This window comes from [Rhizobium] kunmingense, assembly GCF_977018605.1.
The window spans coordinates 3,495,859-3,518,884 of sequence record NZ_CDRNXG010000001.1; the positions used below are offsets into that span (position 1 = coordinate 3,495,859).

Consider the following 23,026-nt stretch of genomic DNA (forward strand, 5'->3'; position numbering starts at 1 on the left):
ATCCTCCTCAAGCCCTCAGCGTTCGATCGTGCCGATGCGCCGGATCTTCTTCTGCAGCAGAAGCACGCCATAAAGCAGTGCCTCTGCCGTGGGGGGACAGCCCGGCACGTAGATATCGATCGGCACGACGCGGTCGCAGCCGCGCACGACGGAATAGGAATAATGGTAATAGCCTCCGCCATTGGCGCAGGAGCCCATCGAGATGACGTAGCGCGGTTCCGGCATCTGGTCGTAGACCTTGCGGAGTGCCGGCGCCATCTTGTTGGTCAGCGTGCCGGCGACGATCATGACGTCGGACTGGCGCGGGCTAGCGCGCGGAGCAAAGCCGAAACGTTCAACGTCGTAACGCGGCATGGAAAGCTGCATCATTTCCACGGCGCAACAGGCCAGACCGAAGGTCATCCACATGAGCGAGCCGGTGCGCGCCCAGTTGATCAGCTCGTCGGTCGAGGTGACGAGAAAGCCCTTGTCGGCGAGCTCGTTGTTGATCTCGCCGAAGAAAGCGTCGTCGCTGCCGATCGGCTTGCCGGTATTGGGATCAATGATGCCTTTAGACTGAGGCGCAACGAGGGTGCTGCCGCTATCGACTACTCCCATTCCAGCGCTCCTTTCTTCCATTCATAGATAAAGCCGATGGTCAGAACACCGAGGAAGACCATCATGGACCATACGCCGAACCAGCCCATGTCACCGAAGGAGACGGCCCAGGGGAACAGGAAGGCGACTTCGAGATCGAAGATGATGAAGAGAATCGACACGAGATAGAATCGGATGTCGAACTTCATGCGGGCATCATCGAAGGCATTGAAGCCGCATTCGTAGGCAGAGAGCTTTTCCGCATCGGGCGCCTTGTAGGCGACGGCGAAGGGCGCAATCAGCAGTGCCAGCCCGATGACCAGGGCAATGCCGATGAAAATCGCGATCGGGATATAAGACGCGAGAAGTTCACTCATGATATTCCATCCCTGCCTGCTGAAGCACCGGGAGGTACTTTTTCTAAACAATGCACGACAGGCGAACGTGCATTGCAAACAAGCCCGTGACTATCGCAGCAGACGCCCCCACGCAAGTGCTTTTGCCCAGCGCAGCACACGCATAGAGATGTGGAAGACGACGAAATGTCGCAGCCCCCACCAAAAAGCCCGAAAGACAGGGATTTGCACCATGCTGCGACTGCGAAATATTTTCACCCGATTATTAACAGGAGCAAAAAAGTCATGGTTTGCAGGCAAATTTGCGTTTTGCCAATTTCCACACCACGCAAACACGGTGCGACGATAGCGCACAGCCAAATCGGCAAACTTGACGATTTTCAAGGACGCAAAAGCCCTCAACGTATTCAAACACTTGCCGCGCCGCACAATGGAAATTCGCGCAAAACGGGAGAAGCTGGCAGCGGCAGTGAGGGCAATCCTAACCGAAGCCTCGCCAGCCCCACAGTCACAAACAATCACGCATTTGCGAAGAGCCGGCAGCGCGCGCGCCACGCGACGCAGCAGACACGAGAGTGACGACAAGGATAAGACAGAGGATTAATTGCCGCCCAGGACCGCGAGACCGATAACGGAAAGCAAGACGGCGGACCAAAGCGCGAAAAACGCAACTAGCCGCATAAGCGGCTTTTGCATTCAAATCACATGGAAAAGAATGGCGCGAGTGACGGGGCTCGAACCCGCGACCTCCGGCGTGACAGGCCGGCACTCTAACCGACTGAGCTACACCCGCGCATTTTGCCTTTCGGCGAACTTCCGTATGACCGGAAGAGAGTTTAGAGGACGAGAAGAATGGCGCGAGTGACGGGGCTCGAACCCGCGACCTCCGGCGTGACAGGCCGGCACTCTAACCGACTGAGCTACACCCGCACTTTCTTCAAGAAATCCTTTCGGAAGACCTTATCGGACCCCTTGGGAAACCTCTTGGCCGGGCGACCTCAATCGCTCGGTTGGCGGCTATCTATGGGGTTCGCTTTGAGGTGTCAAGCAGGTTTCAAGACAAAAGAATGACGTTTTCCACCTTTCCACCCTCACCCTCATATTTTGCGGGGTTTCGACGAAAATTTCAAAAAAACATCATGAAGGCTCTTGCGGTTTGTCCGCGATCCGCATAGATCACGGCCACCGACGCGGCGGACACGATCCGGTTGACGCGAAGGGCGATTAGCTCAGTTGGTAGAGCGCCTCGTTTACACCGAGGATGTCGGGAGTTCGAGTCTCTCATCGCCCACCATTACCCCTTCCAAAACAATTTCATATTAGCCTTTCTTAGGTCACTCCTATATCGCGCCCTTGCGGCCCACGTATCACGGCGTCGACGTGGCATTCCTTGGACTGTTTTTTTCACCAAACGTGAACCTGCGGCCTCCTACCCTTGTACGGCGCTAGAGAGATCAATGGTTCATGAGGTGATATTTGGCGACGACAGACGAGCGACCCTCCGTCAGATCGGCCTTGTCGGCCCTGCGAACTGCTTTTATCGGCATCGCGATCATCAGTGCTGTCAGCAATCTCCTGATGCTGGTCAGTCCGCTCTTCATGATGCAGGTCTATGATCGTGTCCTGACCAGCCACAGCATACCGACACTCGCCGCACTTTCCATCCTCGCCGCCGGGACCTATCTGGCGCTTGCCATCATCGAGATCCTGCGGGCCAAAATCCTGTTGCAGATCGGGCAGCGGCTGGATGAACAGCTTGCCCGTCCCGCGATCGAGGCGACGATCCGCCCTCCCCTAACGAGCCGTGACAACGGATCGGTACCGGTCGCCATTCGTGATCTCGACCAGATCAGACTGTTCATGAGCGGCCCAGGCCCCATCGCGATTGCCGATCTGCCCTGGGTGCCGATCTTCATCATCCTTCTCTATCTGTTTCACCCCGCCTTCGGTCTCGCCGTCATCGGCGGGGCGATCGTGCTGCTTGGCCTGACGCTTTGCAGCGAATTGATGTTCAGACGGCCGGCGAAGCGGGCAAGCCAGCTGCTCGCCAGCCGCTGGGACCTGATGCAGGCCGCACGGCGCAATGGAGACAGCGTGCATGCGATGGGGATGCGGCAATCGTTCATCACGAGAATCGACCGTCTCCACTCGGATTACAGCGCCCAGAACCTGCGCTCCAGCGATCTGACGGCGACGTTCAGCGCCATTGCGAGGATCTTCAGGATTGCTCTCCAGTCGGCAATCCTGGCGCTCGGGGCATTGCTGGTCATCGATCAGCTTGCGTCGCCGGGGGTGATCATCGCCGCGTCCGTGCTGGCTGCGAAAGCGCTGTCGCCGATCGAAATGGCAACGTCGAACTGGCGCGGCTTCCTTGCGGCCCGCCAATCGGCACGCAGCCTGCAGGAGATACTGAACAGCCTCCCCGCCCGGAAGGCGCCGATGGCGCTTCCCGCGCCCAGCCGTTCACTCTCGGTCGCCGGCCTTTGTGTCTCCGCTCCGGGGCAATCCGGGCCGATCGTGCAGGGCGTGACGTTCAATCTGTTTGCGGGCAGCGGCCTTGGCATTATCGGCCCGAGCGGCTGCGGCAAGTCGAGCCTCGGGCGGGCGATCGTCGGCGCATGGCCGGCGTTCAGGGGCGTCATCCGTCTGGATGGCGCAGAGATCGGCCAATGGGACAGCGAGGCGCTCGGCATGTCGATCGGCTATCTGCCGCAGACGGTCGAACTGTTTTCCGGCACGGTGGCGGAAAATATCAGCCGGTTTTCAGCGGACGCATCGAGCGACGACATCATCGACGCCGCCCGGCGCGCGCATGTGCACGAGATGATCCTGTCGCTTCCCAAGGGTTACGACACCGAGGTCGGCAGCGATGGGACCGCCGTGTCCGGCGGGCAGCGCCAGCGCATCGGCCTCGCCCGCGCGTTGTACCGGAACCCCTTCCTGATCGTGCTCGACGAACCGAACTCCAATCTCGACGCCGAAGGCGAGGACGCCCTGGCGCGCGCGATCAGTACTGCTCGCGAGCAAGGCTCCATCGTCATCGTGATCGCCCATCGCGCCAGTATGCTGCGCCTTATCGACCATGTTCTCGTGCTCAATGGCGGAGCGATGAGCGATTTCGGCACGCGCGACGCCGTCATGAAGAAGCTGAAGATGCCGGCCGCCGATTTAAGGAGGGCCGTCTCTTGAGCGATCAGGCAGCAAGCTCGGCCACTATCAAGCTCAGGCATTATCTTCTGGCCGCCGGTGTCACGGTCGGCGGCTTGGTGATCGCCGCCGGCGGCTGGGCCGCAACTTCGACCATAGCTTCGGCGGTGATCGCCTCGGGTTCAATCGGCATAGAAGGCAACAGCAAGCAGATACAGCATGCCCAAGGCGGCATCGTCCGGGAGATCAGGGTCGCGAACGGCAGCGCGGTTCGAGCCGGGGATATCCTCATCCGGCTGGATGGCACACAGGCATCGACAAGCCTTGCCGCCGTCACGCAGGAGATCGCCCAACTGGAGGCGCGGCGCCTGCGACTGGAAAGCGAGCGCGACGGCGGCGAGGCAATCGCCGGAAAGCCGCCTTTGGATACTGGTCCGCAGGCGGGGCTGTCCGGGCATCTTCTGTCGGAGACCGCACTTCTGGAAGCACGTCATCAACAGCTGGCCAGCAGGCGGGAACAGTTTCGCGAGCAGATCGCCCAATTGCAGCGGCAACGGGCGGCGGCGCGCGAACAGCTCGTCTCGAATGCCGAGGAAATATCCTGGACGGCGCAGCAGACGCAACGAATCGAAAGCCTTGCTGATCAAGGACTGGTGCAGTTTTTCCGGCTCGCCGAATCGAAACGCGCCGCCGCGCAGCTACAGGGTCAGCGAAGCCGGCTTCTGTCGGACGAATCGACGGCCGGGACCCGTATCGCCGAAACCACGTCGCAGATGCTGCAACTCGACCGGGATCGGCTTGCGGAGGTTCTCGACCAGCTGATCGAGACCAATGCGCAGCTGGCGAAATTGTCGGAGCAGCGGATCGCGCTTGAAGATCAGATCGCCCATCTCGACATCCGCTCTCCTGCCGATGGCATCGTCCATCAACTGACAACGCACACGATCGGCGGCGTGTTGAGCGCCGGAGATGTGGCGATGGACATCGTTCCATCGCACGATGGGCTGACGGTCGAGACGCGGGTGCGGCCGGCCGATATCGATCAGGTTGCCGCGGGCCAGATCGCGCGCCTGCGCTTCTCCGCCTTCAACCAGAGGAACACGGCGGAAATAGACGGCGTGGTCGAGACGGTCTCGGCCGATGTCAGCGTCAACTCGCAGACCGGCGAGACCTGGTATTCGGTCCGCATCGTCATTTCGGCGCAGGAGCGGGCGAAGCTCGGCAGTCTGGCGCTGCTGCCGGGCATGCCGGTGGAAGCTTTCATCAGCGGTGGCGAGCGCAGCGCGCTTTCCTATCTCGTCAAGCCGATCAGCGACCAGATGCAACGCGCGCTTCGGGAAAACTGACGTTAAATATGTTTCGACAAAGCCCACCTTCCGTCAGGCCGATCCGCTATGTAAAATTCAGCTGAAGCGCATATGGATCGGCAATGAAATTTGGTACCAGCGGCCTCAGAGGCCTCGTCACGGATCTCGAAGGTCGCGCAACGGCGCTCTATGCGCAGGCTTTCGCGCTGCATCTGATCGGAAGCGGACAGGCGAAGGCCGGAGATCCGATCCTCGTCGGCCGGGATCTGCGACCTTCCAGCCCTTCGATTTCGGCGACATGCATCGGTGCGCTCGCGCGCGCCGGACTGGTGCCGCTCGACTGCGCCGCACTGCCGACGCCGGCGCTGGCGCTCTATGGCCTGAAGACGGGCGCGGCCTCGCTGATGGTGACCGGCTCGCATATTCCGGCCGACCGGAACGGCATAAAATTCTACCGGGCCGATGGCGAGATCGACAAGAATGACGAAGCGCGGATTTCCGCGATCGCCGACGCGCTTACGACCGGCGAGATCGATTTCACGCCGGCGGCGGCCGAGAGCCGTGCCGATGCCGCCAACGCGCTGTTTGCCGAACGGGTGATGTCGATACTGCCGGCGGGCGGGCTTTCCGGCCTGCGGATCGGCGTCTACCAGCATTCGACCGTGGCACGCACACTGCTTGCCGAGACGCTGCGCTACTATGGTGCCGAGGTGGTGGAGCTTGGCTTTTCCGAGACCTTCATTCCCGTCGATACGGAAGCGGTGTCGGTCGATACGGTCGCGTTGCTGCGCGGCTGGTCGACCGAGCACAAGCTCGACGCGATCGTTTCCGCCGATGGCGACGGCGACCGGCCGCTGGTTGCCGACGAGACGGGAGAGCCGCTGCGTGGCGATCTTCTCGGCTTGATCGGTGCACGCTTCCTCGGCGCGGATGTGGTGGTCACGCCCGTGACCTCGAATTCCGGGATAGAGGCGAGCGGCAGGTTTCGGGTGGTTCGCACACGGGTCGGCTCCCCTTACGTGATCGCCGCCATGACCGAAGCCCTTGCGAGGGGCAGTACAAAGGTCATGGGTTTCGAAGCCAATGGCGGCTTGCTGACGGCGAGCGACTTTTCCCTGCCAGCCGGCACTCTTGCGGCCCTGCCGACACGCGACAGCTTTCTGCCCATTCTTGCCGCCCTGTGGCTGGCCGTGGAGACACGCCTGCCCCTCTCCCGGCTTGTCAGCCGCTTTCCGCTCGCCCATGCGCTGGCGGACCGGCTGGAGGCGTTTCCGGTCGAGACCAGCCGCGCACTGATGAGCCAGCTTCGCGGATCGGAAGAGGCGCTCAAGGGTTTTCTCGCGCCAACCGGCGATGTCCGGTCGTGGACCGATATCGACGGGCTGAGGATCACGCTTGGCGACGGTGCCATCATTCACTTGCGGCCCTCCGGCAATGCGCCGGAAATGCGATGCTATGTCGAGGCAGGCGACCCGGACGCAGCCGCGACGCTTTTGAGGGAGGGGCTTGACCTCATTCGAGGCTGGGCCACACAACATAACCAGCAGACACACTCTGCATGAAGCAGGATATGGGCATGACAGACAAGATCGTACCGGTCATCATGGCTGGCGGAAAAGGCACGCGGCTGTGGCCGCTGTCGCGCTCCAGCGCGCCGAAGCAGTTCATCCGCTTCGGCAGCGATCGCAGTCTTTTCCAGGCAACGCTTGCGCGGGTATCGGACACGGCGCGCTATGAAGCGCCGGTCGTGGTGACCAACGAGGATTTCCGCTTTCTTGTCGCCGAGCAGGCGCGTGAACTGGGCCTGCCGCTTTCCGGCATTCTTCTGGAGCCTTCGGCCCGCAACACCGCGCCGGCGATCGCCGCTGCCGCCGCCTATGTGACGCGGCGTTTCGGCGAGAGCGCCACGTTGCTGGTGCTGGCCTCCGATCACGAGATTACGGCTGGAAAGAGCTATCGCGACGCGGTCGAAGCGGCATTCAAGACCGCACGCTCGGGCAAGCTCGTCACCTTCGGCATCGAACCGACGGAGCCGGCGACCGGATATGGCTATATCGAGGTCGGCGCGGATCTTGCCCATGGCGCAAAGGTGGTGAAACGGTTCGTCGAAAAGCCCGATCTCGCCCGTGCCGAAACCATGCTGAAGAGCGGCGACTTTCTCTGGAATTCCGGCATCTTCATGTTCGGCGCCGGCCAGCTTATCGCCGAGATGCAGATGCATGCGGCAGCGGTTGCGACCGCTGCGGAAGCCTCGGTTGCCGCCGCGAAAGGCGATCTCGACTTCGTGCGCCTCGATGCGGGCGAATTCGAGAAGGCAACGGACATCTCCATCGACTACGCCATCATGGAAAAGACGACGAATGCCGCCGTCGTGCCATCCTCCTTCGACTGGTCGGACATGGGCAGTTGGGATGCTGTCTGGAAGCTCGGCAAGGCCGATGCCGACGGCAATGTCGCGATCGGCAATGCGACGATCGTCGGCACCCGTAATTCGCTGGTCGTGTCGCACAATTCCCATCTGGCCGTACAGGGGCTGGATGGGGTCGCGGTGATTGCCAGCGAGGATGCCGTCTATGTCGGTCGGCTGGATGACAGCCAAAGCGTTGGCGCCCTGGTCAAGCGGCTTGCCGCGACAGAGGCGACAGCCGGCCTGACACAGACCCATCCGACCGCCTATCGCCCGTGGGGCGGCTATACATCGATCCTCAACGGCAACCGTTTCCAGGTGAAGCGGCTGTTCGTCACGCCGGGCAAAAAGCTCTCGCTGCAGAAGCACCACCACCGCTCCGAGCACTGGGTCTGCGTCAAGGGTACGGCGGAAGTGACGCTCGGCACGGAGACGCTCACCTTGCGCGAAAACGAATCGGTCTATATTCCGCAAGGCGCGCTGCACCGGCTCGCCAATCCCGGCAAGATCACGCTCGAGATCATCGAGGTGCAGACTGGTTCCTATCTCGGTGAAGACGACATCATCCGTGTTGATGACGAGTTCGGCCGCGGATAAGACCTGAAACAGCAATAAATCCGGTGGACATGAATGACTGTCCGCCACCGCGTCATCGATTTGTCGGCACGAAGCCGTAAAAGTCGCTGCACGCGATTGAATTGAAAGGCAGTTACATGCGTATTGTCATGGTTGGCTCGGGTTATGTCGGCCTTGTGTCGGGAGCCTGCTTTGCCGATTTCGGCCACACGGTCATCTGCGTCGACAAGGCGGCGGAAAAGATCGAGGCGCTGAAGCAGGGCATCATCCCGATCTTTGAACCGGGGCTGGATGCGCTGGTCGACAGCAACGTCAAGTCCGGTCGCCTCTCCTTCACCACCGAGCTTGCACCTGCCGTTGCCGATGCGGACGTCGTCTTCATCGCCGTCGGCACCCCGTCGCGTCGCGGTGACGGTCATGCCGATCTCGGCTATGTCCACGCCGCCGCGCAGGAAATTGCGCAGGCGATGAAGGGCTTTACCGTCGTCGTGACGAAGTCGACCGTGCCGGTCGGCACCGGCGACGAGGTGGAGCGGATCATTCGCGAGAGCAACCCACAAGCCGATTTCGCCGTCGTCTCCAACCCGGAATTTTTGCGCGAAGGTGCGGCGATCGAGGACTTCAAGCGCCCCGACCGCATCGTTGTCGGCTTGTCGGACGAGCGTGCCCGCCCCGTCATGAACGAGGTCTATCGGCCGCTCTATCTCAACCATGCGCCGATCCTCTATACCAGCCGCCGCACGTCGGAGCTGATCAAGTATGCGGCCAACGCCTTCCTGGCGATGAAGATCACCTTCATCAACGAGATCGCCGATCTGTGCGAAAAGGTCGGCGCGGATGTGCAGGACGTTTCGCGCGGCATCGGCCTCGATGGCCGTATCGGCGCTAAATTCCTGCATGCCGGTCCGGGCTATGGCGGCTCGTGCTTCCCAAAGGATACGCTGGCGCTGGCGAAGACCGCGCAGGATTATGACAGCCCGGTGCGCCTGATCGAGACGACGATCGCCATCAACGACAACCGCAAGCGTGCCATGGGCCGCAAGGTGATCGCGGCAGCGGGCGGCGACGTGCGCGGCAAGAAGATCGCGATCTTCGGTCTGACCTTCAAGCCGAATACAGACGACATGCGTGACAGCCCGGCGATCGCCATCGTCCAGACGCTGAAGGATGCTGGCGCTATCGTTGCCGGCTACGATCCGGAGGGCATGGAGAATGCGAAGCAGATGATGGACATCGACTTTGCCGCCAGCCCCTATGCGGCGGCGGACGGTGCGGATGTCGCCGTTCTCGTGACCGAATGGAACGAGTTCCGCGCGCTCGATCTCGATCGATTGAAGGCAACGATGAAGACGCCGGTTCTCGTCGACCTACGCAATGTCTATCGCGCCCACGAGGTCGAGAGCCACGGCTTCTTCTATCACGGCGTCGGCAAGGCCGAGGGCTGAGCCGACACGGCCGACTGATCTCAAAAAGAATAGCCCCGGAAGGCAGATGCTTTCCGGGGCTATTTTCATCGAGGCGCGGCGGCCGCCTCGATGCGGCAGATGATCAGGCCAGATCGAAACGGTCGGCGTTCATGACCTTGACCCAGGCCGATACGAAATCCTTGACGAACTTCGTCTTGGCATCGGCCTGCGCATAGACTTCTGCGATGGCCCGCAGCTGCGAATGCGAACCGAAGATCAGGTCGATTCGCGTAGCGGTCCATTTCAGCGCGCCGGAGGTGCGGCCGCGGCCTTCATAGATCCCCTTCTCGCCCTCCTTCGGCGCCCAGACCGTTCCCATGTCGAGCAGGTTGACGAAGAAGTCGTTGGTGAGGGTCTCCGGCTTGTCGGTGAAGACGCCATGTTCGGGCGCGCCAACTTTAAGAACGCGCAGGCCGCCGACAAGTGCGGTCATCTGCGGCGCGGTGAGTGTCAGCAACTGGGCGCGATCGACCAGCGCTTCCTCCGGCTGCATGAACTGCTTGCGGGCGGGGTTCACGTAGTTGCGGAAACCATCGATGCGCGGCTCGATAGCTGCGAAGGATGCCGTGTCGGTCTGCTCCTGCGAGGCATCGGCACGGCCCGGCGTGAAGGGTACGACGACCGAATGGCCGGCCGCCTTCGCTGCCTTTTCGATACCGGCGGCACCGGCGAGCACGATGAGATCGGCGAGCGAGAGCTTTTTCCCGGTCGTCTGCGCAGCGTTGAAGTTCTGCTGGATGCCTTCGAGGACACCGAGAACCTTGGCGAGCTGGGCCGGCTGGTTGGCCTCCCAGTTCTTCTGCGGCTCGAGACGGATGCGCGCGCCGTTGGCGCCGCCGCGCTTGTCGGAACCGCGGAAGCTGGAGGCCGAGGCCCATGCAGTGGAGACCAGTTCCTGAACCGAAAGCCCCGTTGCGAGCACCTTCTCTTTCAGCGCGGCTATATCCGCGTCATCGACCAGCGGGTGATCGACGGCGGGCACGACATCCTGCCAAATCAGGTCTTCTGCCGGCACTTCCGGGCCGAGATAACGGACCTTCGGTCCCATGTCGCGGTGGGTCAGCTTGAACCAGGCGCGGGCGAAGGCATCGGCGAATTCAGCCGGATTTTCGAGGAAGCGGCGCGAGATCTTTTCGTAGATCGGATCGAAGCGCAGCGCGAGGTCTGAGGTCAGCATGGTCGGGCGGTGCTTCTTTGCACCGTCGAATGCGTCCGGTACCGAGGCGTCGGCATCCTTGGCGACCCACTGGTGGGCGCCGGCGGGGCTCTTGGTCAGCTCCCATTCGAAACCGAAGAGGTTTTCGAAGAAGTAGTTGCTCCACTGAGTCGGCGTCTGCGACCAGGTGACTTCGAGACCGCTGCCGATTGCATCGCGCCCGACGCCGCTGTTGAACTTGCTCGTCCAGCCAAGCCCCTGGGCTTCAAGCTCGCCGCCTTCCGGGTCGATGCCGACGAAGGACGCGTCGCCTGCGCCATGGGTCTTGCCGAAGGTGTGGCCACCGGCGATCAGGGCAACGGTTTCCTCGTCGTTCATCGCCATTCGAGCGAAGGTGTCGCGGATGTCGCGGGCAGAGGCAAGCGGATCCGGCGTGCCGTTCGGTCCTTCCGGGTTGACGTAGATCAGACCCAGCTGAACGGCGCCAAGCGGTTCGGCCAGCTCGCGTTCTCCACTATAGCGCTCGTCGCCCAACCAGGTGCCTTCCGGGCCCCAGTAGAGTTCTTCCGGTTCCCAGACATCGGCGCGGCCGCCGGCAAAGCCGAAGGTCTTGAAGCCCATCGATTCGAGCGCGACATTGCCGGTCAGGATCATCAGGTCGGCCCAGGAGATCTTGTTGCCGTATTTCTGCTTGATCGGCCACAGCAGACGGCGGGCCTTGTCGAGGTTGACGTTGTCCGGCCAGCTGTTGAGCGGCGCGAACCTCTGCTGGCCCATGCCGGCGCCGCCGCGACCGTCGGTGATGCGATAGGTGCCGGCCGAATGCCAGGCCATGCGGATGAACAGGCCGCCGTAATGGCCGAAGTCGGCCGGCCACCAGTCCTGGCTGTCGGTCATAAGTGCGTGAAGATCCTGCTTTACGGCTGCAAGATCGAGCGACTTGAATTCCTCGGCGTAGTCGAAGGCCTCGCCCATCGGGTCCGCCAGGGTCGAATGCGTGTGGAGGATCTGGACGTTGAGCTGGTTCGGCCACCAGTCGCGGTTAGTGCGGCCACGCGGTGTGGCGCCATGGGCGACGGGACACTTGCCGGCATTCTCGCTAGACTTGGCATCCATGACTATCTCCTTCCAATATATCGATTAAATGAGGGTGAAGCCGTGCAAACCAGCGTGGCTCGCCGCGACTTCCGTGCGGGTGCCTCCGCAGCTTAAGCTGGTGCAGTTCCGCCCTCCTGCAATAGCGAAAAGCAGCAATAATCTTAAGTTCGATTTATTGATGATCGTGATACATAAAAATTATCGATAGCAGCGTTCCAAAATGCCTCGCCGAAATCTCGCCTTACACGTTAAACCTTCATTAGGGCCGCCGATCCAAATGTCGGACATTGTAATGTCGGTGATTGGCGGCCCTTATGCGTAGACTTTTCGGCTGGAGAAAACCGCCCGCGATGCAACCGGTACAGCGCCAGGCCCGACGCCGGATCGACCTCGGCAACGAGCCCCCCTCCTATCCGATCTATGCGATCGGCGATGTGCATGGCTGCCTTGACGAGCTGAAGGGCGCCGAGCAGCGGATCGCAGACGATATAGAGCTGTCCGGTCGAAACGGCCTGGTCGTGCTTCTCGGAGACTATATCGATCGTGGACCGTATTCGGCGCAGGTGATCGAGCATCTTTTGACGCCGAGCGAACGTGGGCTGCGGCGACTGGCGCTGTGCGGCAATCACGACGACATTTTCTCGAAATTTCTCGACGATCCCGGCCGCTACGCAGAGTGGCTCGATCTCGGCGGCCGTCAGACGCTACAGTCCTATGGCATCGATCTCGCCCGTCTTCCGCAACGCAATGACGGCAGCCTTGCGGGCATGAAGGATCTGTTTATCGAGGCGGTGCCTGCCAACCACCGCACCTATCTCGCCAATCTGCCCATCCTTTTGAAAATCGGCAATATCGTCTTCGTCCATGCGGGCATCCGGCCGCGCCTGCCGCTTTCGGAGCAGGAGGACGAGGATCTGATGTGGATACGCGAGCCATTCCTTGGCCAGGGGCCGGGGCAACAGCTTCTCGTCGTGCACGGCCACACGCCGAATGCCAGGCCGGATGTCGGTCCCGGCCGGATCGGCATCGACACCGGTGCCTATTACAGCGGCAAGCTGACGGTGCTGAAGATAGATGGAGACCAGAAGACGCTTGTCTGACGCCACACCCCTTCAGCGGCTGATCCGCAGCCTGTACCAGGCTTCGATGACGGGTCTGGCCAGCCGTCCGAACAGAGCCAGAGCTGCAATCGACAGGGTGAAATACACCGTCGTCCTGCGGCGATCGATGCCGGCCACGATCTTTTCCGCGATCTCGGTTGCCGGACGGGGCCGAATGCGGCCCATCAGGATATCCGCCTCACGCGGCCTGACCTTAAGCTCGTTCGCCAATTGCGGCGTATCCGTATCCGGAGGGAAGCAGATACCGATCGAGACGCCGGAGCCAATTGCCTCAAGCCGCAGCGCATCGGCAAAACCGCAAAGTGCCGCCTTGGAGGCGCAATAGGCCGAATAGGCGGGAATGCCGATAAAGGCCGCGGCCGAGGAGACGACCATGATCCGGCCTTCGCCGCGCGTTCTCATACCGGAATAGATGTGGCGCACGGCGTTGACGGTGCCCGATACATTGGTCTGCCACTGGGCATCGAATGCGTCGCTCGACTGTTCGTGGAACAAGCCCGGCTCGACGATGCCGGCGGAGGCAACGAGAATATCACAGGGGCCGCAGGCTGCCTCGCATGCAGCAAGCGCATCCCGGATCTGTTGCGCGTTGGCCGTGTCGGCTGAAGCGACGAAGACACGCGCCCTGCCCGCTGAAGCCGTTTCGATGATCTCCTTTGCCTCTGCCAGTCGCCCGGCATTGCGGGCGATCAGCGAGACGGATGCGCCACGGGCCGCATATATCTTCGCAACCTCAAGACCGATACCGCTCGATCCACCGGTCACGACGACATGCATGGCCGGCTCCGATCAGCTGTTGGGGGTCTGCAGCAGTGGCGACAGCTGCATCATCTTTTCCATGTCGAGCGAGGCGAGACCGAACTTGCGGTCTTCCAGAGCCTTCAGGCGGCGCGCCGTTGCGGCCACCGCGTGACGGATCTGCTCGTCGGTGTGATTGCAGGTGATGAAGAAGCGCAGACGCGCCTGACCTTCCGGCACAGCCGGATGGATGATCGGCAGCGCGTTGACGCCGTCCTCCAGCAATTCGTTGGACAGCTGCACGGCCCGCAGCGAATCGCCGACCAGAACCGGGACGACGGAAAAGCCGACGCTGAGGCCCGTATCGAGACCGGCCTTCTTCGCCTCTTCCAGAAACAGGGAGCCATTGCGGTGCAGCCGCTCGGTACGTTCTGGCTCGGCGCGCAGGATTTCGAGGCCCGTCTTGGCGGCGGTCGCCAGAACCGGCGCCAGACCGACGCTATAGACGAAGCCGCCGGCCTCGGCCTTGAGGATGTCGGCCAACGCCTGGGAGCCGGCGACATAGCCGCCACAGCTCGACGTCGTCTTCGACAACGTACCCATCCAGATATCGATATCTTGCGGATCGATGCCGAAATGTTCGAACGTACCCCTGCCCGTTTGGCCGAGAACGCCGAGCGCATGGGCCTCATCAACCATCAGCCAGAAACCGTAGCGGTTGCGCAGTTCGAGCAGCTTCGGCAGGTCGGCGATATCGCCGTCCATCGAATAGACGCCTTCGACGATGACCAGCACGCGGCGGAAATCGGACGACAGCGTCTTCAGTACCGTCTCGAGGTTGTCGACGTCGTTGTGACGGAACAGGCGGCGTGTCGCGCCCGATTGCTTGATACCGGCCAGCGCGCTGTTGTGAATGAACTCATCGTGGATGACGAGGTCCTGCGGGCCGACAAGGCAGCTGATCGCCGCGACATTGGTCAGGTAACCGCTGACGAAGCAGACGGCCGCCTCGACGCCATAGACTTCGGCAAGCAACGACTCGAGCTCGGTGTGGACTGGACGTTCACCGGCCACGAGACGGCTGGCGGAGGCAGAGATGCCGTAACGGTCGATGGCTTCCTTGGCTCTGGCGGTGACCAGCGGATCGGTGTTTGTCGCGAGATAGTCGTAGGACGCGAAATTGGCGAAAGTCTTGCCATGCATGACGGTCGTCGCACCTGCCGCCATGTCGTGCGAACGATAGAACGGGTTGTCGACGCCAATCATCTCGCCGATCTTCCGCTGCGCCGAGACGCGCTGATATTCCGGCAGTTCACTGAATTTCTGGACGGCACGCACAGGAGCCTGGGGCTGGCGGTTGAGGCGGGCCTCGCGATTGCGGCCGGAAGCCTCGCTCGTCTGGCGCATCTGTTCCAGGAAGCCACGCTTGGCGCCCCCGGTGGGAGGCGTCGTCGTGTCCGGCTTGTCCTTGTTACTCACTGCGCGGCTGCTTTCTGGGGTTGGGTCGAGTGGCTCTTGACCAGACGGTCGAGCATCTCGTCCTGCGGAGCCTCCTCCTCCCCGCCGCTCTTCTTGGATACCCTCTCCCGCAGGCGTGTGACGACGTCGCTGACGGTCGTATCCTCGCCCACTCCGCTCAGCGGAATATCGAAACCGGTCTTCTGCTGGAAGCTCATGCCGAGTTCCATCGCCATCAGGCTGTCGAGGCCGACATCCTTCAGGATCTTTTCCGGCGTGATGCTGTCTTCGGTGACGCGCAGGATGGTGGCGATCTCGGCCGCGACGATCTTGTGCAGAAGCGCCTGAGCCTCATCGACCGACTTGCCGCGGATCAGGTCTTCCAGATCGATCCGGTCGCCATCGGCGGATGACTGCTGGCTGCCGGCCGCGCGCATGGCGGTCTCGAACAGCGAGGCCGTCGAGATCGGCAGCATGCGCACCGCGCTCCAGTCGACCTCAGCGATCATCACGGCAGCCGACCCGATGGAACCGTTGTCGGCCGCGATATAGCGTTCGACCTGCTCCAGCGCATCGCGCGCCTTCATGGCCGTCTTGCCGATACGCTTCGACAGTATCTCGTTGACCTCGGCATTGCGGGCCAGGAAGCCGGTATCGGCAATTGCACCGAAGCCGACCGCAAGGGCGGAACGACCGGCCGCGCGGCGGGCGCGGGCAAGACCTTCGAGGTAACCGTTGGCGATGACATAGTTCGCCTGGCCCGGATTGCCGAGCATGGTCGTGGCGGACGAGAAGAGCAGGAAGAGATCCAGATCGTCTTCGCGCGTCAGCTTGTCCAAGAGTTCGGCGCCGCGGACCTTGACGTCGACAACCGGGCGGTTGCGCTCGTCCGTCAGGTTCGACAGCAGCGCATCGTCCAGCACCATGGCGGCGTGGATGATGCCCTTGATCGGGGCGGAGCCGCGCAGTTCGGTCAGGAGACCGTTCAAGGACTGTTCGTCGGTGATGTCGCAGGCATGGATAGTCGCAACGACGCCGAGGCGGGTCCACTTTTCCAGCGCGCGGATGGTCGCTTCATCGGCAATGCCGCGACGCGAGCAAAGTGCAATACGACGCGCGCCCTTGGCGACAAGCCAATCCGCAGCCACCAGGCCGAACCCGCCAATACCGCCAGCGACGAGGAATGCCCCCTCACCGTCGAACTGGACCGTCTTGTCATTGGCCACCACGACACGGTCGCGACCGTGAACCGGCGGCTGAATGACGATCTTGCCGATCTGGCCGGCATTCTGCATCAGACGGAAGGCGCTGCCGATCTCGTCGAAGCCGAATGCGCGATATGGCAGAGGCGTCAGCTCGCCCTTCTGGAACAGATCGCCTATCTCGGCAAAGATGCGCTTCGTCACCGCCGGCAGGTTGACTAGCAGCTGGTCTGCATCGATGCCGAAATAGCTGATGTTGCGGCGGAACGGACGCAGACCGATCTTGCGGTCGGAATAGTAGTCACGCTTGCCGAGTTCGAGGAAGCGGCCGAACGGCTTGACCAGTTCAAGGCTGCGCTCCATCGCTTCGGAGAAGAGCGAATTGAGGACGAGATCGACGCCCTCACCCTTCGTCACCGAGCGAACCTGCGAGACAAAGTCCAGCGAACGGCTGTCGAAGATATGATCCGCACCGACCGCTTCGAGGAAGCGGCGCTTCTCGACAGTACCGGCAGTGGCAATGACGGTCGCGCCCTTGAGCTTGGCGATCTGCAAAGCCGCCAGGCCGACACCGCCGGCAGCGCCGTGAATGAGGATCGTTTCGCCCGGCTCGATATGGCCGAGCTGCACCATGGCGTAATAGGCGGTCAGGAAGGCGACAGGCACGGTTGCGGCAGCGGCGTAATCCAGGCGATCCGGGAACTTAGTCACGCCATCGCGGCGAACGCGGACATGGGTGGAGAAGGCTGCGGGGCCGATGCCCATGACGCGGTCGCCCGGCACCAGATCGGTGACGGCAGAGCCGACGCGCTCGACGCGGCCAGCCATTTCCATGCCGATTGTGGCTCCGGCAAAGCCGTCTTCCAGTGCTTCTTCCGGCAGAAGGCCCATGGACCACATCACGTCGCGGAAATTCAGGCCCGCGGCTTCGACGGCGATGATGACCTCGTCATCGCCGGGGACCTGCGGCTCGCAGCTTTCCCAAATAATGCTGTCGACGCGGCCGCTGACCGTCTGGCGGATTGTTGCGGCGGCAAAATCGCTGGTCGTCACATCCCTGCCGGCGAATGGGCCGGATGCGGCGCGGATTTCTACGATACCGGTATCTGCGGCCAGCCATTCGCGATTGGCGCTGCGGGTGACGGCAACGCTGTCGACCAGAGAGGCCACCGCTTGGTTCTCGGCATCGACCATATGGATGTCGATTGCGTCGTATTCGTTCTGCAGTACGCGGGCGAAGGTCCAGAGACCACCGTTCGCCTCGTCACTGCCGGTGCCAGCCAATGGCGAGCCGCCGGGTGCAACGATGATGAGACGTGGGCGACCGGCGGAAGCGGCGGCCTTGCGGGTCATGCCCTCGGCCAGCGCCTTGAACTGCGACAGTCGTTCGACGGCAAGCGTCGCGCCATCCTGACCGGCGCCAAGGGCCGCCAGATAGACGACTGTTGCCTGTGTCTCGCCGGCTTCCTGCAGCGTATCCACAGCCTGCTCGGCGTCAGCGGCAGCCAGCACCAATGCATTGGCGAAGGACGCAGCAAGCGTGTCTTTCATAGAAGGTTCGGCAACGACGATGATCCGGCCACGTTCGGCCGAGATTTCCGCCTCAGACTGGGCAGTGGCCTGGGCCAGCGCCACGACGAGCGCGCCTTCGGCCGTCTGAAGATCTTCCACCGATGGCGCGGCAAAGCCGAGATCGGAGAGAAGCGCCTCGATCTGCGTTACCGTACCAAGCTGACCGACAGGGAAATCGGCCGACTGACTTGCGGCAAACCAGCCATCGGAAAGACCGAAGGCAAAATCGTTGAAGGCGGACGGGGCGCGATCGGCGAAGACGAGAGCCGCTCCGCCTGCCGCAGCATTGCGCGCGGCCTGGCGAACATCATCGTCATTGGTAAGCATCGCCTGGCTCGGCAGGCCACCGGCGACGATCAGGTCGATGCCAGAGAGGCCGACAAGCGCCTTGGGTTCGACAACGCTGACATGCACGGACTGCTCGAAGGCAAGCTCCAGCATGCGGCGAGCATTTTCCTGCGGTTCGGCGATCACGAGCGTGGCGCCCATGGTGGCTGCCAGATCGGCAAGCTTGGTGCTCATCGACTGACTGGTCGTGCCGAGTTCGACGATGAAGCGGATCTTGCCCGCGTTCAGGTCGCAGACGCGCTTTGCGAGATCGAAACCGGCCTCAGCGCGGCCGCGGCCGAGCGGCGAATGAACGAGGACGTGGTCCAAAGTCGCTTCGCTGACATTGCGCAGCGCCACGATGTCGCCATCCGCATGCAGGTTGGCGGCGGAGAGCCGCTCCAGCGCATCGCGATAGACATCGTTGACGAGAACCGCCTCGGCGATGCGTGACGAATCCTCGCGGTAGATTTCCTGGATAAGCTCGTCGACCGTCGGGAAGGAGAATTCCTGCGGCACGGTCCAGCCGTTATCGGTTGCGGTGGCGATGCCGGCATCTTCCAGCGTGAAGAGGCACGATGTCAGGAATGAACGCAGTTGCTTGTCTTCCGGCAGGGCCGCCGAGGTGACATTGCCGGACTGGTCTGCAAGCGACAGGGCGATCTCGTGCGACGCACGATAGACGGCCGCATCGATCATCAGTGCCGCATTGTCCTTGCTCTCGGACGCAGCAGAATCGATCAGGGCCGGCAGCTTGCGGCTCGCGGCGGCGCTCGAAGCGATGAGTGTGCTCGGCACGGCCTCGAAATGGAAGGCGACCGTTTCCAGCGTGTGGTGACGGCGCAGCGAGGTGCGGCGGAAACGGCAATCCGACAGAGAGGCGATCTGCTCGCCATCCGCATCGAACAGGCGGAAGTTCACCTTGATGGAGTAGCTGCTGAAACGCTCGATCGAAATCGTCGCACGAGCGACCGCGCGCCCCTTGCCGCTGACGCGCACGGAGCCGAAACGTACCGGAATGTAAGGAGAACCTGCTTCGCTGCCCGAAAGCTTGTCGAACAGCGCGACGAGACCGTGGAAGACGGCATCGACGGAGAAGGGATTGAGGTTATAGCCGATATAGGGGTGCGCCGGGGCGGCAGCCTGTTTCAGCTCGACTTCAACCAGATCGTTGCCGAAGGCGACCGCCTTATCGAGAAGCTGGAAGCGCGGGCCGTAAGACAAGCCGAAGCGTTCGGCGGTCTCGTAGACTTCCGTCGACGACAGGCTCGATACGTCACCGTCACGAGAGTTCTCTGCGAAGCGGTGGCTCTCCTCCTCCACCGGGCGCCGACAACGGCCGACGGCATGGATCGTCCAGTCGTCGCTGCTCAGGCGTTCGCGCGAGCGGATTTCGATGTTGCCGGTCTCGGGTGACAGAAGCGTCGAGACTTCCAGCATGCGATCCGGGCGCAATTCCAGCGGACGGACGATTTCCATGTTGGAAATCTCGATCTCATCGGTTCCGAAGAAGGCCTGCGCCGCGTTGACCGCGATTTCGAGGAAGCCACTTCCCGGCAGGATGGCGCGGCCGTCGACGACGTGTTCGGCAAGATCGGGAAACAGCAGAGCGTCCATATGGTTCTTCCAGTGAGAACCATTGGGATCGTTGCGCCAGCCGAGCAGCGTATAGCGGCTTTTCAGGTCACGACCGAAGACATCGATCTCGTCGGTCGTCGAAGCGACCCTGAGTGACGTCGGCTCGAAAGGAAGCGGCGGAAGGCTGGCCTTTGCATTGCGCTTGCCGCTGTGGCGCGACTGGGCAGGCACGGCGCCGTGGGCAACGGCGCGAGCGAAGGAACGGGCGACCGGATCGCGCCCTTCAACTGCCGATTCACGCTGCAGCGAGCCGATGACCACGGCAGGCTGCGCCTTGCCCTTGGCGATTTCGGACACGTAGTTGGACAGGATCGTGCGCGGCGAGATCTCGATGAAGAGATTGCATCCTAGATCGAGCGCGGTTTCAGCGGCGGCGCGGAACAGCACCGGCTCGCGGACATTGTGCCACCAGTATTCGGCGTCCAGACCGCTGCCGTCGAAAACGTCGCCAGTCACTGTCGAGATGAAGGTGCAGGAGGCACTCTGCGGCTCGATTGCCGGCAGATCGACCAGGAAACCATCGCGGGCGCTGTCGATGATCGGGTGGTGGAACGGGTAGTTGATATCGAGGACGTGGACGACCGTCTGCGCCTTGCGGGCCGCGTCGCGGAAGGCCTGGATTTCGTCTGCCGGGCCGGAAATGGTGACCGAGTTCGCCGTGTTGACCGCGGCGACGCAGATGTTGGTGAGGCCGTGCTTCTGGGCGAACGCGTTTGCCGCATCCTCGCCCATGACGACCGCGGCCATCTTGCCCTGCCCTGCAAACAGATGCTGGGAGCGCGAGCGCTTGGCGACGATGGCAACGGCTTCGGCCGCCGTCAGCGCCTTGGATGCATAGGCGGCGGCAATCTCGCCCACCGAGTGGCCGAACACGACATCCGGGCGCACGCCATAGGCGGCGAGGCAATCGGACAGGGCCGCCTGAACGGCGAACAGAAGCGGCTGGGCGATCGTCGCATCGGCAAGACGCGCACCGACATCGTCGGCGACGATGAGGTCGGTCAGCTTCTCTCCGAGGTGATATTCGAAAAGCGCGCTGAAAGACTGGAAATACTGGCGGAAATGGCGATTCTCGCGATAGGCGTCGACCCCCATGCCGGCCCACTGGGCGCCGTTACCGGAAAAGACGAAGGCGAGCTTGCCGACGGAAGACGGTGCTTCGCCGCGCTCGCCATCGGATGCCTCACCGGCAAGATGCGCCTCGATGGCATGCAGCACGGCGTCATCACCGCGAGCATCCACCGCAAAGCGGTGCTTGAACGCATCGCGGTTGGTGGTCGAGGCGGCCACGATACGGCGCGCCTTTTCCGGCGTCGCGGATGCCAGACGATCGCGATAGCCTTCGAGCAGCGTCTGCAGCGCCGTGGCGCTGTGAGCGCTGGCCAGAAAGAGGATGTTGTCGTTCTTGGACGGAGCGGCAGCCTCGGTCGAAGGCTCCGGATCGCCGATGACGACGTGGGCGTTGGTGCCGCCGAACCCGAAGGAGTTGATACCGACGAGACGGGCCTCCTTGGCCGGAAGCAGCTTCAAGGCCGAGGTGTTGACGCGGACGTTGAGGCCATCGAAATCGATGTCTTCGTTGGTCTGCTCGATATGCAGGGTCGCAGGCAGATAATCGTTTTCCAAGGCCAGCATGGCCTTGATCAGGCCGAACAGGCCGGACACCGGTTCCGTATGGCCGATATTCGACTTGATCGAACCGATCGGCAGAGGTGCACGGCGCTTGCTCGCGATCACGCTGCCGATCGCCCATACTTCCGCCGGATCGCCGACGCGTGTGCCGGTTCCGTGACCTTCGACGAAGGCGACACGGTTCACATCGATATTGTTGCCCTCATAGATAGACCGTAGCAGGTCCGCCTGAGCTTCCTTCGAGGGAAGGCTGATGCCGTTGGTGCGGCCGGACGAATTGACGCCGGTTGCATGAATGCGCGCATAGCTGCGGTCACCGAGTTCACGCGAGCGGTCGGAGCGGCGCAGCACGATCGCGACACCGCCTTCGGCACGGACATAGCCATGGCCGTTGGTGTCGTAAGCGCGGCAGAGGCCTTCCGGCGACAGCATGCGCGCCTGGGCAAAGCCGACGAAGGACAGCGGATGGACGAGCATGTTGACGCCGCCGACGATCGCAGTGTCGATATCGCCGCGTTCCAGCGCGCGCGCTGCCTGGTCGAGCGCGACCAGCGAGGACGAACAGGCCGTATCGATCGTCATGCTCGGACCATTGAGGCCGAAGACATGCGAGATACGGTTGGAAACGATGGAAAGCGTGTTGCCCGTCATGAAGTACGGGCTGCCGGAGGCCGGATCTTCAACGGAAAGGTTGCCGCTGTCGAGGCTGGACGCGCCGATATAGACACCGACCTTTTCGCCGGAAAGGTCGCTGGCCGGCAGGTTGGCGTCTTCAAGCGCCTTGTAGACGAGTGTCAGGAGAATGCGCTGCTGCGGGTCCATCTGCATGGCTTCGCGCTGCGAAAGGCCGAACACGGCCGGGTCGAAGTCGTAGACCGCATCGATGACGCCGGCTGCAAATGTATAAGTCTTGCCGGATGTGCCGGGTGTCGGATGCCAGAAGCGCGCGAGATCCCAACGGTCGGCAGGGATCTCAGTGACGGTGCACTCCCCCCTGCTCAAAACCTGCTGCAACGCTTCGATCGAATTTGCGCCAGGTGCTACACAGGCTCTGCCAATTACTTCTATCGTCATCGTCACTCTGTGTTTTTCACAGCTAGAAATAGCCAATGCCGATCAACGCCGACATAAACCTAACACCATACTTGCCTGCGGTTGTCACGAGAAAAGGAGCATAAACCACTACTTCGTAACATATCCGCGAGCTTAAAGACTAAACTGTAATAAAAGCGCCAGCGTTATTTCGACG

13 protein-coding genes and 3 tRNA genes are annotated in these 23,026 nt (G+C 62.1%); 8 read left to right on the top strand and 8 right to left on the bottom strand.

Going from position 1 to position 23,026, the window contains the following annotated elements:
• Positions 1-15: 15 nt before the first annotated feature.
• Positions 16-597, bottom strand: a complete 582-nt coding sequence (locus AC0JZ4_RS16940; protein WP_471887487.1) for a NuoB/complex I 20 kDa subunit family protein — start codon at positions 595-597, stop codon at positions 16-18.
• Positions 588-953, bottom strand: coding sequence for an NADH-quinone oxidoreductase subunit A (locus AC0JZ4_RS16945; RefSeq protein ID WP_471887488.1), 366 nt, complete (start codon positions 951-953; stop codon positions 588-590). The genes AC0JZ4_RS16940 and AC0JZ4_RS16945 overlap by 10 nt, the downstream gene beginning before the upstream one ends.
• A gap of 165 nt (positions 954-1,118) precedes the next feature.
• Here AC0JZ4_RS16945 and AC0JZ4_RS16950 point away from each other — a divergent pair, with 165 nt between their 5' ends.
• Positions 1,119-1,511, top strand: a complete 393-nt coding sequence (locus tag AC0JZ4_RS16950; protein WP_471887489.1) for a hypothetical protein — start codon at positions 1,119-1,121, stop codon at positions 1,509-1,511.
• Positions 1,512-1,648: 137 nt separating this feature from the next.
• Here the strand turns inward: AC0JZ4_RS16950 and AC0JZ4_RS16955 are convergent.
• Both AC0JZ4_RS16955 and AC0JZ4_RS16960 read right to left on the bottom strand, forming a co-directional pair.
• Positions 1,649-1,725: transfer RNA gene (locus tag AC0JZ4_RS16955), tRNA-Asp, on the bottom strand.
• 60 nt (positions 1,726-1,785) lie between these two features.
• Positions 1,786-1,862 (bottom strand) — tRNA-Asp (locus AC0JZ4_RS16960).
• Positions 1,863-2,150: 288 nt separating this feature from the next.
• Between AC0JZ4_RS16960 and AC0JZ4_RS16965 the strand changes: the two genes are divergently transcribed.
• The 6 genes from AC0JZ4_RS16965 (at position 2,151) to AC0JZ4_RS16990 (ending at position 9,814) form a co-directional block, all read left to right on the top strand.
• Positions 2,151-2,226 (top strand) — tRNA-Val (locus tag AC0JZ4_RS16965).
• A 182-nt stretch (positions 2,227-2,408) separates the two neighbouring features.
• A complete protein-coding gene (locus tag AC0JZ4_RS16970) occupies positions 2,409-4,121 on the top strand; it encodes a type I secretion system permease/ATPase (protein WP_471887490.1) in 1,713 nt (570 codons plus the stop codon).
• Positions 4,118-5,425 carry an HlyD family type I secretion periplasmic adaptor subunit gene (locus AC0JZ4_RS16975; protein ID WP_471887491.1) on the top strand — a complete coding sequence of 436 codons (1,308 nt, stop codon included), beginning with the start codon at positions 4,118-4,120 and terminating at the stop codon, positions 5,423-5,425. The genes AC0JZ4_RS16970 and AC0JZ4_RS16975 overlap by 4 nt, the downstream gene beginning before the upstream one ends.
• A gap of 83 nt (positions 5,426-5,508) precedes the next feature.
• The gene (locus AC0JZ4_RS16980; RefSeq protein WP_471887492.1) at positions 5,509-6,948 is read left to right on the top strand and encodes a phosphomannomutase; all 1,440 of its coding nucleotides are present in this window, start codon (positions 5,509-5,511) and stop codon (positions 6,946-6,948) included.
• A gap of 14 nt (positions 6,949-6,962) precedes the next feature.
• Positions 6,963-8,390 carry a mannose-1-phosphate guanylyltransferase/mannose-6-phosphate isomerase gene (locus AC0JZ4_RS16985; RefSeq protein WP_471887493.1) on the top strand — a complete coding sequence of 476 codons (1,428 nt, stop codon included), beginning with the start codon at positions 6,963-6,965 and terminating at the stop codon, positions 8,388-8,390.
• A gap of 116 nt (positions 8,391-8,506) precedes the next feature.
• Positions 8,507-9,814, top strand: a complete 1,308-nt coding sequence (locus tag AC0JZ4_RS16990; RefSeq protein ID WP_471887494.1) for a UDP-glucose dehydrogenase family protein — start codon at positions 8,507-8,509, stop codon at positions 9,812-9,814.
• Between the two features lie 103 nt (positions 9,815-9,917).
• On the opposite strand, the gene katG is transcribed toward AC0JZ4_RS16990, so the two are convergent.
• The gene (gene katG, locus AC0JZ4_RS16995) at positions 9,918-12,107 is read right to left on the bottom strand and encodes a catalase/peroxidase HPI (RefSeq protein ID WP_471887495.1); all 2,190 of its coding nucleotides are present in this window, start codon (positions 12,105-12,107) and stop codon (positions 9,918-9,920) included.
• Positions 12,108-12,403: 296 nt separating this feature from the next.
• On the opposite strand from katG, the gene AC0JZ4_RS17000 reads away from it, so the two are divergent.
• A complete protein-coding gene (locus AC0JZ4_RS17000; RefSeq protein WP_471887496.1) occupies positions 12,404-13,189 on the top strand; it encodes a metallophosphoesterase family protein in 786 nt (261 codons plus the stop codon).
• Between the two features lie 12 nt (positions 13,190-13,201).
• Here AC0JZ4_RS17000 and AC0JZ4_RS17005 read toward each other — a convergent pair whose 3' ends face one another.
• The 3 genes from AC0JZ4_RS17005 to AC0JZ4_RS17015 form a co-directional block, all read right to left on the bottom strand.
• Complete coding sequence (locus tag AC0JZ4_RS17005) at positions 13,202-13,987, bottom strand: SDR family oxidoreductase (protein WP_471887497.1); 786 nt, start codon at positions 13,985-13,987, stop codon at positions 13,202-13,204.
• A 12-nt stretch (positions 13,988-13,999) separates the two neighbouring features.
• Positions 14,000-15,355: an aminotransferase class I/II-fold pyridoxal phosphate-dependent enzyme gene (locus tag AC0JZ4_RS17010; RefSeq protein ID WP_471887924.1), complete on the bottom strand. Its 1,356-nt coding sequence runs from the start codon at positions 15,353-15,355 to the stop codon at positions 14,000-14,002.
• 68 nt (positions 15,356-15,423) lie between these two features.
• The gene (locus tag AC0JZ4_RS17015) at positions 15,424-22,851 is read right to left on the bottom strand and encodes a beta-ketoacyl synthase N-terminal-like domain-containing protein (protein WP_471887498.1); all 7,428 of its coding nucleotides are present in this window, start codon (positions 22,849-22,851) and stop codon (positions 15,424-15,426) included.
• Positions 22,852-23,026 lie beyond the last annotated feature (175 nt).

Excerpts from the sequence above, each read along its gene's own strand:
- AC0JZ4_RS16940 (WP_471887487.1), bottom strand. The coding sequence starts at position 597 with ATGGGAGTAGTCGATAGCGGCAGCACCCTCGTTGCGCCTCAGTCTAAA.
- AC0JZ4_RS16945 (WP_471887488.1), bottom strand. The coding sequence starts at position 953 with ATGAGTGAACTTCTCGCGTCTTATATCCCGATCGCGATTTTCATCGGC.
- AC0JZ4_RS16950 (WP_471887489.1), top strand. The coding sequence starts at position 1,119 with ATGTCGCAGCCCCCACCAAAAAGCCCGAAAGACAGGGATTTGCACCAT.
- AC0JZ4_RS16980 (WP_471887492.1), top strand. The coding sequence starts at position 5,509 with ATGAAATTTGGTACCAGCGGCCTCAGAGGCCTCGTCACGGATCTCGAA.
- AC0JZ4_RS16985 (WP_471887493.1), top strand. The coding sequence starts at position 6,963 with ATGACAGACAAGATCGTACCGGTCATCATGGCTGGCGGAAAAGGCACG.
- AC0JZ4_RS16990 (WP_471887494.1), top strand. The coding sequence starts at position 8,507 with ATGCGTATTGTCATGGTTGGCTCGGGTTATGTCGGCCTTGTGTCGGGA.
- katG (WP_471887495.1), bottom strand. The coding sequence starts at position 12,107 with ATGGATGCCAAGTCTAGCGAGAATGCCGGCAAGTGTCCCGTCGCCCAT.
- AC0JZ4_RS17000 (WP_471887496.1), top strand. The coding sequence starts at position 12,404 with ATGCGTAGACTTTTCGGCTGGAGAAAACCGCCCGCGATGCAACCGGTA.
- AC0JZ4_RS17005 (WP_471887497.1), bottom strand. The coding sequence starts at position 13,987 with ATGCATGTCGTCGTGACCGGTGGATCGAGCGGTATCGGTCTTGAGGTT.
- AC0JZ4_RS17010 (WP_471887924.1), bottom strand. The coding sequence starts at position 15,355 with ATGCGCCAGACGAGCGAGGCTTCCGGCCGCAATCGCGAGGCCCGCCTC.
- AC0JZ4_RS17015 (WP_471887498.1), bottom strand. The coding sequence starts at position 22,851 with ATGACGATAGAAGTAATTGGCAGAGCCTGTGTAGCACCTGGCGCAAAT.